The 14,563-nt window shown below is 60.8% G+C and carries 16 protein-coding genes; 11 read left to right on the plus strand and 5 right to left on the minus strand.

Features of this window, described 5'->3' with window-relative positions; all coding sequences use genetic code 11:
* Positions 1-43 precede the first annotated feature (43 nt).
* Positions 44-991 carry a FecR domain-containing protein gene (locus ACM6IV_RS09720; RefSeq protein ID WP_414869771.1) on the minus strand — a complete coding sequence of 316 codons (948 nt, stop codon included), beginning with the start codon at positions 989-991 and terminating at the stop codon, positions 44-46.
* On the minus strand, positions 988-1,494 hold the full coding sequence (locus ACM6IV_RS09725; RefSeq protein ID WP_414869772.1) for a sigma-70 family RNA polymerase sigma factor: 507 nt from the start codon (positions 1,492-1,494) through the stop codon (positions 988-990). The genes ACM6IV_RS09720 and ACM6IV_RS09725 overlap by 4 nt, the downstream gene beginning before the upstream one ends.
* A 296-nt stretch (positions 1,495-1,790) precedes the next feature.
* On the opposite strand from ACM6IV_RS09725, the gene ACM6IV_RS09730 reads away from it, so the two are divergent.
* The 4 genes from ACM6IV_RS09730 to ACM6IV_RS09745 all read left to right on the plus strand — a co-directional run bounded on the left by ACM6IV_RS09730 (position 1,791) and on the right by ACM6IV_RS09745 (position 6,948).
* Complete coding sequence (locus tag ACM6IV_RS09730; RefSeq protein WP_414869773.1) at positions 1,791-3,509, plus strand: hydrogenase maturation protein; 1,719 nt, start codon at positions 1,791-1,793, stop codon at positions 3,507-3,509.
* A 245-nt stretch (positions 3,510-3,754) separates the two neighbouring features.
* Positions 3,755-4,618: a LysR family transcriptional regulator gene (locus ACM6IV_RS09735; protein WP_007912548.1), complete on the plus strand. Its 864-nt coding sequence runs from the start codon at positions 3,755-3,757 to the stop codon at positions 4,616-4,618.
* 111 nt (positions 4,619-4,729) lie between these two features.
* A complete protein-coding gene (locus tag ACM6IV_RS09740) occupies positions 4,730-5,875 on the plus strand; it encodes a sterol desaturase/SRPBCC family protein (protein ID WP_414869774.1) in 1,146 nt (381 codons plus the stop codon).
* Positions 5,872-6,948 carry an SMP-30/gluconolactonase/LRE family protein gene (locus ACM6IV_RS09745; protein ID WP_414869775.1) on the plus strand — a complete coding sequence of 359 codons (1,077 nt, stop codon included), beginning with the start codon at positions 5,872-5,874 and terminating at the stop codon, positions 6,946-6,948. Before ACM6IV_RS09740 ends, ACM6IV_RS09745 begins: the two co-directional genes overlap by 4 nt.
* A gap of 62 nt (positions 6,949-7,010) precedes the next feature.
* Here the strand turns inward: ACM6IV_RS09745 and ACM6IV_RS09750 are convergent, their stop codons facing one another.
* Together ACM6IV_RS09750 and ACM6IV_RS09755 are read right to left on the minus strand one after the other, a co-directional pair.
* Entirely contained in the window at positions 7,011-7,175 is a 165-nt protein-coding gene (locus tag ACM6IV_RS09750; protein ID WP_414869776.1) for a hypothetical protein, read from the minus strand.
* A gap of 99 nt (positions 7,176-7,274) precedes the next feature.
* Positions 7,275-7,529, minus strand: coding sequence for a hypothetical protein (locus tag ACM6IV_RS09755; RefSeq protein WP_414869777.1), 255 nt, complete (start codon positions 7,527-7,529; stop codon positions 7,275-7,277).
* 204 nt (positions 7,530-7,733) lie between these two features.
* On the opposite strand from ACM6IV_RS09755, the gene ACM6IV_RS09760 reads away from it, so the two are divergent.
* Positions 7,734-8,255, plus strand: coding sequence for a DUF4142 domain-containing protein (locus tag ACM6IV_RS09760; protein WP_414869778.1), 522 nt, complete (start codon positions 7,734-7,736; stop codon positions 8,253-8,255).
* Between the two features lie 366 nt (positions 8,256-8,621).
* On the opposite strand, the gene ACM6IV_RS09765 is transcribed toward ACM6IV_RS09760, so the two are convergent.
* Positions 8,622-8,888: a hypothetical protein gene (locus ACM6IV_RS09765; RefSeq protein ID WP_414869779.1), complete on the minus strand. Its 267-nt coding sequence runs from the start codon at positions 8,886-8,888 to the stop codon at positions 8,622-8,624.
* A 248-nt stretch (positions 8,889-9,136) separates the two neighbouring features.
* Here ACM6IV_RS09765 and ACM6IV_RS09770 point away from each other — a divergent pair, with 248 nt between their 5' ends.
* Genes ACM6IV_RS09770 through ACM6IV_RS09795 form a run of 6 tightly spaced genes read left to right on the plus strand, consistent with a single transcriptional unit; the run spans position 9,137 to position 14,562 of the window.
* A complete protein-coding gene (locus ACM6IV_RS09770) occupies positions 9,137-9,988 on the plus strand; it encodes an STAS domain-containing protein (protein ID WP_414869780.1) in 852 nt (283 codons plus the stop codon).
* 2 nt (positions 9,989-9,990) lie between these two features.
* Positions 9,991-10,353 carry an STAS domain-containing protein gene (locus ACM6IV_RS09775; RefSeq protein ID WP_414869781.1) on the plus strand — a complete coding sequence of 121 codons (363 nt, stop codon included), beginning with the start codon at positions 9,991-9,993 and terminating at the stop codon, positions 10,351-10,353.
* Entirely contained in the window at positions 10,350-10,754 is a 405-nt protein-coding gene (locus tag ACM6IV_RS09780) for an anti-sigma regulatory factor (protein ID WP_003225570.1), read from the plus strand. The genes ACM6IV_RS09775 and ACM6IV_RS09780 overlap by 4 nt, the downstream gene beginning before the upstream one ends.
* Positions 10,751-11,761 (plus strand): ATP-binding protein, encoded by a 1,011-nt coding sequence (locus ACM6IV_RS09785; protein WP_414870248.1) that lies wholly within the window; start codon positions 10,751-10,753, stop codon positions 11,759-11,761. Before ACM6IV_RS09780 ends, ACM6IV_RS09785 begins: the two co-directional genes overlap by 4 nt.
* Positions 11,754-12,629: a sensor histidine kinase gene (locus ACM6IV_RS09790; RefSeq protein ID WP_414869782.1), complete on the plus strand. Its 876-nt coding sequence runs from the start codon at positions 11,754-11,756 to the stop codon at positions 12,627-12,629. The genes ACM6IV_RS09785 and ACM6IV_RS09790 overlap by 8 nt, the downstream gene beginning before the upstream one ends.
* Positions 12,619-14,562, plus strand: coding sequence for a response regulator (locus ACM6IV_RS09795; RefSeq protein ID WP_414869783.1), 1,944 nt, complete (start codon positions 12,619-12,621; stop codon positions 14,560-14,562). Before ACM6IV_RS09790 ends, ACM6IV_RS09795 begins: the two co-directional genes overlap by 11 nt.
* The last annotated feature ends 1 nt before the right edge of the window (position 14,563 follow it).

Genomic DNA, 14,563 nt, shown 5'->3' on the forward strand with positions numbered 1-14,563 from the left:
GGCGCTTTTTATAGGGCGGCGATTAGGCCAAGAAGTTATGGATTTATAACCGCGCGTCGATACTGACCCAGTACGGGTTGTACCTGGTGACGCGGATCGGCAGCGAGTCCTGCAGCAGTTGCAAGGTGCGGTCGCTGTCATCGAGCGGATAGAGGCCGCTGAGGCGCAGATCGGCGATCTCCGGACTCAGATGCAGGATGCCGCGCCGGTAGCGGCGCAGGCTGTCGATGACCTCGCGTAAAGGCCGGTCGCGCACTTCCAGGCGACCTTGCACCCAGGCACTTTCCTGGCCGTTGCTGCGTTCCCGCGACAGCACGCCGGCGTCGTTGAACAGTAGACTTTCGCCGGCCTGCACCACTTGTCGCGCGCCGCCTGCGGTGACCACTTCAACCTGCGAATGAAGCATCACTAATCGCGTCGAATCCTCGCTGTACTGCACAAGAAATTTGGTCCCCAACGCACGCATACGACCGTGCTCGGTCTCGACCACAAAGGGCCGTGCCGGCTCTTTCGCCACGTCGACCAGCAATTCACCGCTGCGCAAGCCGAGCAGACGTTGTTGCTCGTCAAACAAAGGCACCACACGACTGCGCGCGTTGAGGGTCAGCGTACTGCCGTCGGCCAGAATGAAATCACGTCGCTCAGCTGTGCCGGTCGATAACTCGCCCGCCTCTGGAAGCCAGCCGTAGCGCCGTCCGAGCAACCCGGCCAACAGCGCAACACCGAGCACACTCAAACTGCCGCTGATAAAGCGTCGACGGCTCGACGGTGCATTGAGACTGTGCAGCAAACTGCTGCGCGGTACGCTGCGCAGGCTCGGATTTCGCAACAGATTGAGGCCGCCGCCCATTTGCTCGATGACCTGTTGATGGCGTGGATCGGCAACCCGCCACGCTTCAAACGCTGCCCGTTCAGCCATGCCCGCCTCGCCCGACTGCAACAACGCCAGCCATTGCGCTGCCTCGTCGATCACCGTCTCGTCGGGCCTCATGCCTGCATCGCCTGATAGCAGCGCTTGAACGCTTCGACCATGTATTGCTGGACACGGCTGGTGGACACCCCGAGGCGCTCGCCGATCTCGCTGTAGGTCAGTCCATCGAGTTGATGGTAGAGAAACGCCGCTTTGGCCTTGGCCGACAGCCCGTTGAGCAAACGATCCACCGCCAGTAGCGCTTCGATCACCAGCGCCCGCTCCTCCGGAGACGGATGCACCGGTTCCGGCGCCAGCGCCAGGCTTTCCAGATACGCACGTTCGAGATCCTGCCGGCGCCAGCCTTCGTACACCAGGCGGCGGGCAATGGTAGTCAGCAGCGCCCGAGGCTCGCGAATGGCCGTAGGGTCCGGCAGTGCCAGCACCCGCAAAAAGGTTTCCGAGGCAATGTCTTGCGCACTGTGCGGGCAACCCAGCGTGCGGCCAACGGCAGCGCATAGCCAGCGATAATCCTTTTGGAACATCTGTCCGATGACTTGGTAATGCGGGTTGTACCCACCCATGCCTTGCTCCCTGAAACGGGTCCCACCCGCTGCGAAAAACCATCGTTCTGCCGGGATCGTCCGGCTCTGATCAGGCGCGACTGTGCAATAGCCTCGGCAACATTTGAAGTAATAAAAAATCCGCATAGGCAAACCATTGAGCATAAGGCGCTTCGTCGCCGCAGAAACATTGGCTGACAGAACGTTGACCTCGGTCACTGGCGCAAGGCCGACCACTGATTAATCTCGCGGCTCCATCGAAGGCCAGGGACGGCTCACCGAGAGCCGCGGCTGAATCCACTCAAGGAAGAGCAATCATGCGATCACTCAACATCATTCTGCTGTCGTCGGCATTCAACGGCCTGACTCAACGCGCCTGGCTGGAACTGCGCGAGGCCGGGCACTCGCCGAGCGTCGTGCTGTTTACCGATGAACAGACTGTGTGCGAACAGATCGAACACAGCGGCGCGGATCTGGTGATCTGCCCGTTCCTCAAGGATCGCGTGCCGCAGGCGCTGTGGAGCAACACCGAGCGGCCGGTGGTGATCATCCATCCGGGTATCGTCGGCGATCGTGGCGCCAGTGCCCTCGACTGGGCGATTACCAACGAATTGCCGGGCTGGGGCGTCACCGCGTTGCAAGCGGTCGAGGAAATGGACGCCGGGCCGGTATGGGCCACGTGTGAATTCAACCTGCCGTCGGGCCTGCGCAAATCCGAGCTGTATAACGGCCGGGTCAGTGACGCGGCGATTCGCTGCATTCGCGAAGTGGTGGAGAAATTCGTCGAAGGCTTCGAGCCGGTGGCTCTGGACTATGCCGATGTGAACGTGCGCGGGCGCTTGCAGCCGAACATGAAGCAGGTCGACCGCAGTTTCAGCTGGCACGATTGCGCGCGCTTCATCAAACGCTGCATCGATGCCGCCGACGGCCAGCCCGGCGTGTTGGCGAGCCTGGCCGGCGGTCAGTATTACGTGTACGACGCGCACCTGGATGCGCGCAGCGGCATGCCCGGAGAAATTCTCGCCGTGCATGACGATGCCGTGCTGGTCGCCGCCGGTGATCAAAGCCTGTGGATCGGTGCGCTGCGGCGCAAACCGCAACCTGGCGAAGAGACCTTCAAGCAACCGGCGCGGCACGTGCTGGCCGGGCAACTGGCCGACGTGCCCGTGCTGGACTGGTCGATCGCCACACAGCCGTTCAGCGACGAAGCCTATCAACCGCTGCGCTATCGCGAATCCGGTGTTGTCGGTGAGCTGACCTTCGAGTTCTACAACGGCGCCATGAGCACCGAGCAATGCCAGCGCATGGTCGCTGCGCTGCGCTGGGCCAAGTCCCGTGATACTCAGGTGTTGCTGATCAAGGGCGGGCGCGGCAGTTTTTCCAACGGCGTGCATTTGAATGTGATCCAGGCCGCGCAGGATCCGGGTGCCGAAGCCTGGGCCAATATTCAAGCGATCGATGATGTCTGCGCAGAACTGCTGACGGCCCGGCAACTGGTGGTCAGTGGCGTCACCGGCAACGCGGGCGCCGGTGGCGTGATGCTTGCGCTGGCGGCCGACATTGTCTTTGCCCGCGCCGATATCGTGCTCAATCCGCATTACAAGAGCATGGGCTTGTACGGCTCCGAATACTGGACCTACAGCCTGCCCCGCGCCGTCGGCCCGGCGATGGCCGAGCAATTGACCCAGGCCTGTCTGCCGGTAAGCGCGGTGCAGGCGTGGCAACTGGGCATGGTTCAGGAAATCGGTCCGCGCTGCCCGGACGAATTTTCGCTGTGGTTGCTACAACGGGCCAACGGCGTATTGAGCGATCCGACCTATGCGGCGGTGCGCGAGCGCAAGGCGCGGGTCGATCAGGGGTTGATCCGGCAATGCCGCGAAACCGAGTTGCAGGAGATGCAGGAAGACATGCTCTACAACCGTAATCAGTTCGCCGAGAAGTGCCGCAATTTTGTTTACAAGCGCAAGGTGTGTGGCACGCCGGCGAGGTTGATTGAAGAGTGGGCGCGGGGGCGTTCGGTTGAGTTGGCCAGTTGATTTTTGCGGTGACTGCTTTCCCCTCACCCTAGCCCTCTCCCAAGGGAGAGGGAACCGAGCCGGGAATCTTGAAGATTTACACCGACCTGAGCGTCTTGCTCTGAATCCATAATCGACTCGATCTTTCAGGTCGATGTATGACGAAAGACACCTCGGTCAGTCCCCTCTCCCTCAGGGAGAGGGTTAGGGTGAGGGTGAGGGGCTTTTGCCTTTACAATGCCGTCACCTCAAACACCGGCCCGCCCATGGACATCGACCTCGCTCGCACCTTTCTGGAAATCGTCCGCCACGGCAGCCTCGCCGCGGCCGCACAGAAACTGTTCGTCACGCAAACGGCAATCACCGCCCGTGTACAGAAACTCGAGAGCCAGCTGGGCAGCACGTTGTTCGTGCGCAACCGCGCCGGGGCGAAACTGACGCCCAATGGCGAGGCTTTTGTGGTCTACGCCAATCAACTGGTGCAGACCTGGGAAGCCGCGCGCCGCGACCTGCCGCTGCCCGAGGGCTATCACAACGTGCTGCACATCGGCGGCGAGGTCAGCCTGTGCAACCCGTTGATGCTCAGTTGGGCGGCGGAACTGCGCGAGAAGATTCCCGGGCATGCTCTGCGCATGGAAATCCGCGACGGCGAAAACCTGCTGCGCCAACTGGAACTTGGTGTGCTCGACGCCGCGCTGGTCTATCAACCTGAATACTGGCCGGGACTGCAGGTCGAGCAGGTGCTGGAAGAAAAACTGATTCTGGTGCGTGCCCCCGATCGTCCCGATCCTTACGTCTACATCGATTGGGGTCCGGATTTCCGCCGTCAGCATGACGCCGCCCTGCCGGAAAAAGCCAAAGCGGCGCTGAGTTTCAACCTCGGCCCGCTGGCCTTGCAGTACATCCTCGAGCATGGCGGCAGCGGCTATTTCCGCACCCGTGTCGTGCGCACTTATCTGGAAAGCGGCGCTCTGGAAGCGGTGACCAAAGCCCCGGAATTCGGCTATCCGACGTACCTCGTTTACTCACGGGATCGCGATTCGGCGACGCTGCAGCAGGCCTTCCACCTGTTGCGCGAAGTTATCCGCACCGATGACGACTGGTCGCAACGCTGGAACCCGCTGAGCTGAAGCGGCGGCTTTACAGCCGATGATGGCGCATGTGACATCAAGGTCCGGCCTGCACAACGGGCCGGATCGGCTAATCTGCCGGGTATAACAACAATACCCGCAGGTGACGCAGTGAGGCAGACCACCGAGATCTTTCGCAGCCGCTACCGTGCGGCCATTCATCCGCTGTACAACCCGTGGCTGCACGGCGCGTTCGTACTGCTGTTCGGCGTGCTGGCCATCGCTGCGTTCTGGAGCAGCGTGCAGCGGGTCCGTCTGCTGGAATGGCTGAGCGTGCCGCTGACCCTGTTGCTGTTCAATTTCGGTGTGTACATGGTCCACCGCCATCTCGGCCACCACAAAAAAACCTTCGCTAAAATGTTCTATGCCCGGCATGCCGGCGATCATCACAGCTTCTTCACCCCCGGCCACATGACCTACGACAGCGCCCGTGACTGGCGGGTGATTCTGTTCCCCGCGTGGCTGATCGTGCTGCACACACTGTTGATCACCCTGCCGCTGTGGTGGTTGCTCGCACAGATAAACGCCAACGTTGCCGGGCTGTTTGGCGGTTGCATGGTCCTCGGTTACCTGACCTACGAGATATTCCACGCCTGCGAACACCTGCCGCCGCACAACCCGCTGACCCGCCTGCCGTGGATCCGCCAGATGCGTCGCTTGCACGAACTGCATCACCGCCGCGAGCGTATGCAAGAGCGCAATTTCAACATCGTTTTGCCGTTGATGGACTACCTGTTCGGCACCCTGTACCGGGAGCCGGAAACCACCCCTTTGAGCGATTCGCCAATGCCCATGACCCGCCTGCAGCACCCGATCGATATCGCTGGTGACCCCATCGCCGTGCTGGCCTATGCCGCCAGTGTCAGTCGCTGGCCGGAATGGCACCCCTCTTCGCTGAAGATCGATGGCGCGCAAGGCCCGCTGCATGCCGGTGCGCGCTTCGAGGAGGACATTCATGCCGGCGGGCGTGCAGGCCATTTGAGTTGGGAGGTCACCGAGTACCTGCCCGGCCGGCGCTGGTGCGCGCGGGCGCAAGGCGATCATGGATTGTCGCTGTTGTTGACCTATGAATGCAGCGCCGAGGGCAGCGGTACACGGTTCGTACGCACGCTGGATTATCGCTTCGACGGACTGGGCATGCGCATCGCCAATCGCTTGCTCCTGAAACGGCGCATCGAGCGCGAATCTGCCGCGTCGATGCTGGCGCTGCGCGACATGGCCGCCCGCTACCTGGCCTCAGTGAGGGCCAGCGCGTGAAGTTGAGATATCTGCTGCTGTTGCTGGTCCTCATCGTCATCGGATTTTTATTGTTGATGCCCACCAAAGTCGAACCCGTGGCCTGGTCACCGCCGCCAGCACCCTCCCTGAAAGAAGGCGTCTATGCCGAAAACCAGAAACTCAAAGGCGCAGCGCAGGTCGGGCCAAGCGACATCGAAGGGCCGGAAGCCTTGCTGTTGGAGAGTGACTTCCTGATCACCGGATTACACGACGGCCGACTGATCCGCAGTAGCCTCGATGGCCAGCAGCGCAAAGTACTCGCCGACACCGGTGGCCGCCCGCTGGGCCTGGCCCGGCATCCGAACGGCATGCTGGTCATCGCTGATGGGGTCAAGGGCTTGCTGTCTCTGGATGCGCAAGGTCAACTGGTGCCTTTGACTACGCAGGCCAATGGTCTGGCATTCGGTTTCACCGATGACGTGGCCATCGACAGGTCCGGCCATTACGCCTATTTCAGCGATGCTTCCAGCCGCTGGGGTTACGGCCATGACGGCGAAGCGATCATCGAGCACGGCGGTGACGGACGCCTGCTGCGCTATGACTTTCAGAGCGGTAAAACCAGCGTGTTGCTGGACAGACTGGAATTCGCCAACGGCGTGACGCTGGGCCCGGACGACGCCTATGTACTGGTCAACGAAACCGGCGCCTATCGCATCAGCCGCTATTGGCTGACCGGGCCGAAAGCCGGCACTCATGATCTGTTCATCGACAACCTGCCGGGGCTGCCGGACAACCTCGCGTTCAACGGCAGCAACCGTTTTTGGGTGGCGTTGTATGCGCCGCGCAATGCGCTGCTCGACGGTACCGCCGGGCATCCGTTCGTGCGCAAGATGATCGTGCGGGCATTGACGGTGTTGCCGAAACCGGTGGAGAAGCGCGGGTTTGTCCTGGGGCTGGATCTGGACGGCAAGGTGATCGCCAATTTGCAGGATGCCAGCAACGGCAATTACTCACCGATTACCACGGTGCGCGAGTATGGGCCGTGGTTGTATTTTGGTTCGTTGAAGGCGACGCATATGGCGCGGATGCCGTTGGATGCGGCCCTGAAGTGAATCTGCGGGATCGGTATCGAGTCAACTGACGCCATCGCTGGCAAGCCAGCGATAGCGGTCTGTCAGTTGCTGGACCTGTCGAACTTCTCAGGATCTTCGTCTTCAGGCAAATCCTCATCCGGCCTTTCAGGATTGGCCGTGGTGTGGGCCGGGCTGTTGGGTTGAGGATGCGTGGGAATCGGGTCGAAGCCGCCCTGCTCTTCACTGGGGAATTTCGGATCGTTCATAAGGCACCTCGCAACGAGTCGATGGTTTACAGACTCTGGACATTGGAGGTGCCGTTTGCGGTTGCCGTTCCCTTTGGATGCTGACCGCAAGTCGGGCGATTACTGCCCTGTCAGCGGCTGACCATTCAGTTGGGCGACGATCTGTTCCTTGACGATCACGCGTTTCTCCTTGAGCTTTTTCAACTCATCGTCACTGGGGGCGTCTGACTGGGCGTTCTCGGCCGCGACCACTGTCTTATCGACGTCGAAGTACTTGTTGAGCAACGAATCCAGCTTCGGATCCTCGGAGCGTTTTTGCTCGATCTCTTCCTTCTTGCAGCCAAGGTCCTGATACAGATCATGTGAAACCGGCATGAAACACCTCCATCAATGTGATCGACATCCAGCGCGACCGATGCGCTGACTCGTTATCAGCATGGCCTTGCGCAACGGCTTCTGTCGACTCCCTGTCAGACCAGCGGTTGCCGTTCGTCGCCCTGTCGTAAATACGATAAAACCTTTGACGCCCGCGTTTGCTCCATTGAATAACGCTCACAAAAACCTGCGTGGAGATACCCAATGGACGGATTCAACCTGCGTCATCTGGTTCTGGCTGTCGCTTTGAGCAGCGGCATGGGCAGTGCTTTCGCTGCGACTGACAACGACTTCGTCGATAACGCCGCGGCTGGCGGAATTGCCGAAATCGAAACCAGCCGCCTGGCACTGGAGAAAAGCCAATCGGCTGACATCAAAGCTTTTGCGAACCAGATGATCACCGATCACGGCGAGGCCAATGATGAATTGGCAAGCATTGCCAAAGCCAACGACATCGAAGTCCCGGACACCACGACCCTGGTCAAACAGGCCAAGGAAAAAATCCTCGACATGCGTGACGAGTCGTTCGACGCGGCGTACGCCAATAACCAGGTTAAGGCTCACGAAGAAACGATCGAGCTGTTCAAAAAACAGGCGAACACCGTGACCGATGACAAGGTCAAAGGCGCGAAGGAGCTGAAGGCATTTGCGCAGAAAATGCTGCCAGCGCTGGAAAAACATTTGGCCCATGCCAAGGAGCTGCAGGCCAAACACCCTAGCAAGTAAAAGCTTTACCCTCACCCCAGCCCTCTCCCGGAGGGAGAGGGAGCCGACCATGTTGGGTGTTCGAGCTGCATCGACCTGAAACTTCGGCTTTGAACTCAGGTCCGGAAGTGCAATTTCGGTTTCGAACTCAAGGCCGGAAGTGCAATTACGGCTTTGAACTCAGGCCCGGAAGTGCAATTGCGGTTTTGAACTCAGATTCCGAAGCGCAACTCAGGTGCTGAACAGCCCCCGATCTGCTCCCTTTCCCCCTCGCCCCTTTGGGGGAGAGGGCCGGGGTGAGGGGGATTGATCTCAGCCCCACCACCAAACCCAAGCGAAAAAAAGACCGCATCGATAAAGATGCGGCCTTGTCATATCCGCCGAAAATCAACCGCCATCCGTATCAATATCCGCATCCGTCTCCTCACCCGGCTTCGCCCGGTCCGGCTGCGGCTCGAAACCCGGGCTGAACTCGTTGTCGTTGTCCGTATGCTGGTTCTTCTGGTCCACCTGGGGATCCGCACTCTGCGCCTGACCGTCATTGCCCTGCTGCTGAGCCGGCAGCGGTTGCCCCGGCATCTGCGGGTCGATAGCCGGGTCATTGCGATTGATCGGTTCGCCCGATTGACTCTGTTCCTTCGTTTGCTCGTTCATGGCCACCTCGTTGGTCAAAACACGCCCGACACACATCCGCCGGGTGTCAATGGTTCGAAGCCTGCCCCGCTCCATCGTTCAAAACATCGTCATGCCCGGCCACGCCGTCTAGAGTTACCGGGGCGTGTCTTGGGCCAGAGCAAAAAATACGCGCAAGGACGAACAACTATTTCGATCGGCAAATGTCGATCATTTCGCCGCGATCACTTTCCACGATCGCCCCCAATTCGCGACGGAGCAACAGGCACATGGCAGCACTGCAGAACAGCACACTCGAAGCAATGAAAACCCAACAGGCGCAGTTGCTCGGCGAATGGATCAACGGACTGCAAACCAGCGGTGCTGCACGCAACCTGAAAGATCAGGATGTGCAGCAACAAACCTCGGAGTTCCTGCAACTGGTGATCAACGGTCTGCACAACGGTAACGGCACCAACATCGCCGCGCCGGGCTGGGAAACCACCCGCCAGTTCCTCGAAAAACTCTCCCACAGCCGCGCCCTGCTCGGCCAGGATTCGCAGCAGACCGCCAGTTTTATCTTCGCCCTCAAAGGCCCGCTGTTCAACCTGCTGCAGACCCACTACAAAGACCAGCCGGCGCTGCTCGCCGAACAGCTCTGGGAAGTCTCCGAACTGCTCGACGCGTTCGGCATGCACACCATCCGCACCTTTCAGAAATCCCGCGAAGCGGTAATCAAGCGTCAACAGGAAGAACTGCTGGAACTCTCGACTCCGGTGGTCAAGCTGTGGGACGGCGTTCTGGCATTGCCGATGATCGGCACCCTCGACTCGCAGCGCACGCAGGTGGTGATGGAATCGCTGCTGCAACGCATCGTCGACACCGGCTCGGAAATCGCCATCATCGACATCACCGGCGTACCGACCGTTGACACCCTGGTCGCCCAGCACCTGCTGAAAACCGTCACCGCGATCCGCCTGATGGGCGCCGACTGCATCATCAGCGGCGTGCGTCCGCAAATTGCACAAACCATCGTCCACCTCGGCCTCGACCTGCAAGGCGTGGTGACCAAGGCCAATCTGGCCGACGCATTGAAACTGGCCCTGACCCGTCTGGGTGTCAGCCTCGTCAAGACTGTTTAAGCATGGAACGTATCCCGATTCTTCAGATGGGCCAGTTTCTGCTGGTGACCATTCAGGTCGACATGCATGACCAGCTCGCCCTCACCTTGCAGGACGACTTGTCCGAGCGTATCAGCAAGACCTCGGCGCGGGGCGTGCTGATCGACATTTCGGCGCTGGACATGGTCGACTCGTTCATTGGCCGGATGATTGGCACCATTTCCGGCCTGTCGAAAATCATGGACGCCGAAACTGTGCTGGTGGGCATGCAACCGGCGGTGGCGATTACGTTGGTGGAACTCGGCATGACGCTGCCCGGCGTCAGTACCGCACTGAATGTCGAGCGCGGGATGAAGCTGCTGCAGGAACGAGTAGACAGGCAATGACCGTACGCAGCAGCGGTACTCAACCCATTCACATCGAGCAAGATGTCGTGCTCGCGCGCCAGACAGCGCGCAAACTGGCCACCGAATGCGGAATGCGCCTGATCGACCTGACGAAAATGGTCACGGCGGTCAGCGAGCTGGCCCGCAACACCATGGTTTATGGGGGCGGCGGCGACATGGACTGGCAGATTCTCGATGAAGATCACAAGGTCGGGCTGCGCTTGACCTTCCGCGACGAAGGTCCGGGTATCGCCGACATCAAACTGGCGATGACCGACGGCTGGACCTCCGGCAGCGGCATGGGCCTGGGCCTGACCGGGGCAAAACGTCTGGTCGAAGAGTTCGAACTGGACACCGAGCCCGGCAAGGGCACACGAATAACGATTACCCGATGGACATGAATATCAGCGGGTCGATGACCCAGGTTTTACTGATCGAGGACAGCAGCCAGATCGGCCATGCACGACGCACCGCGCAACAACTGGCCGAACAGCATGGATTCGACGAGCGCGATGCCGGGCGTGTCGCACTGGTGGCGACGGAGCTGGCAAGTAATGTGCTCAAGCACGCCAGCCACGGTGAAATGCATCTGCGGGTGCTGCCCCGCACCGATGGCTTTGGCATTGAGTTGCTCGCCATCGACCGTGCTCAGGGCTTTGATCTGCAGGCGTGTATGCCCGACGGGTTTTCGACCGGAGGCACCCAAGGCATCGGCCTCGGCTCGATATCACGCCAGGCTGAAGTGTTTGATGTGTACGCCGATACCCGTGGCGCGGTATTACTGGCCAGGTTTTATCCGCGCTCGGATCGAGCCCCTGACATGCGTTTCGGGGTCAGTCAGCACTCGCTGCACAACGATCCGGCGTGTGGCGATGTCTGGCAACTGGCGTATGACAACGGCAGCATCAGCGCGCTGATCATCGACGGTCTGGGTCACGGAGAAGATGCCGAACGGGCCGGGCGGGCCGGAGCACAAGCCTTCGCTCTGATGCCTTTCGCCGAGCCGGTGATGCTGATGGAAGACATGCACCGCGACATGATCGGCACTCGCGGCGGCGCTGTGGCGTTTGCCCAGTTCGATGCGCGGCGCGATCACTTGACCTTCGCCGGCGTCGGCAACATCGGCGCCAGCCTGATCGCCGCCGACAAATCACGCGGACTGGCCTCGCATCCAGGCATTGTCGGTGTGCAATACCGAAAAGCGCGACCCTTTGACTATGCTCACGTGAACGGACATCTATTGATCATGTACAGCGACGGCTTGCAGTCCCGTTGGAACCTTCAAGACTACCCCGGCCTGGTGCACCGCCATCCCGCCGTGATAGCCGCCGTCCTGCAGCGCGACTTCTGTCGCGGGCGCGACGATGTAACGGTGCTGGTCGTTGCCCTGGAGGCCGCCCATGGCTGAGTCGCCAATCCTGAGCCATGCCGAGCAGGCTGCGCTGATTGCGCAGTTGCAGAGCGAAACCGCGGCCCTGCGCGAAGAACTCGATGAAACCAATCAGGGCGTGCTGGCCCTGTACGCCGAACTCGATGTACAGGCTGAGGAATTGCGCCAGGCCTCGGATCTGAAAAGCCGTTTCCTGTCGTACATGAGCCATGAGTTCCGCACGCCGCTGGGCTCTATCCTCAGCATCAACAGCCTGCTGGCCGATGAACTCGACGGTCCGCTCAGCCCCGAACAGCACAAACAGGTGGCCTTCGTCAGCACCGCCGCCCGCGAACTCAGTGACATGGTCGATGACCTGCTCGATCTGGCGAAGATCGAAGCCGGGCGCATCACTATCTCCCCGGCATGGTTCGACATGTTCGACCTGTTCTCCGCGCTGCGCGGGATGTTCCGGCCAATTGTCGATGCCAGCGCCGTGGACCTGATCTTCGAAGAACCGGTCGGGTTGCCCCGCCTGTACACCGACGACAAGAAGCTCGCGCAGATTCTGCGCAACTTCATTTCCAACTCGCTGAAGTTCACCACCCGAGGCGAGGTGCGGGTTTCGGCACGGCTCGAAGGGGCGGACAAAGTGCGTTTTGCCGTCAGCGACACCGGAATCGGTATCGCTGCCGAGCTGCATGGCGCATTGTTCGAAGACTTTTCCCAGGTCGACTCGCCGTTGCAGAAGCGTCTGCGCGGCACCGGACTGGGCCTGTCGCTGTGTAAACGCTTCGCCGCCCTGCTCGGCGGCGATGTCGGGATGGACAGTGCGCCGGGGGTCGGTTCGACCTTCTTCGTGATCATCCCGCTGGCGATCGCTCTGGAGAACGTCGATGAAACGTGACATCCGCCTGTTGATCGTCGACGACAACGTCGCCACCCGCTACGCCCTGCGCCGACGGCTGGAGCGCCACGGCTATGAGGTGCTGGAGGCTGGCACGGGCGGCGAGGGGCTGGCGCTGATCGACAGCGAAGTACTCGACGCACTGATCCTCGACGTCAATCTGCCGGACATGAGCGGCTTCGACATCGTGCGCATTCTGCGCGCTGACCCTCGCACCGCGCTGCTGCCAGTGATCCATGTATCGGCCGCATCGATCCAGACCGGCGACATCATCACCGGCCTCGACGCCGGTGCCGATGCCTATCTGATTCACCCGGTCGACGCCGACGTGCTGTTGGCGACCCTGCGTACCCTGTTGCGGGTGCGCGACACGGAAAACGCCCTGCGCGAAAGCGAGGCGCGATTCCGCGAGATATTTGCCAATGTGTCCGCGCCGATCGCGGTGCTCGATGCCAGCCTCAAGGTGCATGAGTGCAACCATGCCTTCGCCCAACTGATTCTCGATAATCTGGACCCACAAGCCCTGCGTGAATGCTTTGCCGAGGACCAGAGCGCCATCCTCAATGAGCTGCGCCTGCGTCTGGTCGATGGCGAGCGCTGGAAAGGCACGCTGAACATGCGTGTGCAGGGGGAAATCCGCGAGACCGAGTGGCAGATTTCCCCATACCGCACGCCCGAATTGAGCCTGGTGTTCGTTGAGGACGTTACCGAGCACCGCCATCGCGAGCGCTCGCATCTGGCGCGTCTGGACGACACCACCACGCAACTGGCCAAGGAAGTCGCCGAGCGCGCGCGCGCCGAAGCGCAGTTGCTGCAAGTGCATAAGATGGATGCACTGGGCAAGCTCACCGGCGGTATCGCCCACGACTTCAACAACCTGCTGACCGGGATCATCACCAGCCTCGAATTGATCCAGAAACGCGTCGCCGATCAGCGTCTGGACAAGGTGCAGTTTTACAGCGAAGCGGCGCTGAATTCGGCGATGAGTGCCGCCTCGCTGACCCATCGCTTGCTGGCTTTTGCCCGTCAGCAGCCGCTGGACACACGGCCGGTGGACATCAATGATCAGGTGCGTTCGCTGGAAGAGTTGCTGGTGCGCACCATCGGTGAACGGATCACCCTCAAGCTTGAGTTGACGAGCAAACCGGCGATCGCCCTGGTCGACCCGGTGCAGCTGGAAAGCGCGGTGTTGAATCTGGTGATCAACGCCCGGGATGCCTTGCCAGTGGGCGGCAATATCTGGGTCAACACGTATGCCGCGTATTCCCATGGCGATCCGAATCTGGCCGACGGTGCTTACGTAGCACTGTCGGTGCGTGACGACGGCACCGGGATCGAGCACAACGTCATCGACAAGGTCTTCGATCCGTTTTTCACCACCAAACCCTTAGGCAAGGGCACCGGGCTGGGGTTGTCGACGATCTATGGTTTCGCCCGCCAGTCGGGCGGTGATGCGCACATCCGCAGCGTCGCGCGGCGCGGGACGGAAGTGACGATCATGTTGCCGGCCACCAGCGATCCGACAGGCGTCGACATCCCGGCGCCGGTGGTCGATCCGCAAGGCAGCGGCGAACATGTGCTGATTGTCGAAGACATGCCGGCGGTGCGCATGTTTGTCGCTGAAGTGCTGGAGGACGCGGGTTATCGCTGCACCCAGGCGGCGGACATCGAAACCGCGCTGGAGCGCCTGCAGAACGATCCATCGATCAACCTGCTGCTGACGGACGTCGGCCTGCCGCGCATGAACGGACGCGAGCTGGCGGATGTTGCGCGAGGGTGGTGTGAGGGGCTGCCGATTCTGTTCATGACCGGATATGCGGAAACGGCGATCAATCGTCAGGTATTTCTGGGGACCGGCATGGACATGCTGGTCAAGCCGTTTCAGATCAGTGAGCTGCTGGACAAGGTACGCCGCACCCTTGACGGTGCCTGAG

It is taken from the genome of Pseudomonas sp. IT-347P, from assembly GCF_949768005.1.
Taxonomy (GTDB): domain Bacteria; phylum Pseudomonadota; class Gammaproteobacteria; order Pseudomonadales; family Pseudomonadaceae; genus Aquipseudomonas.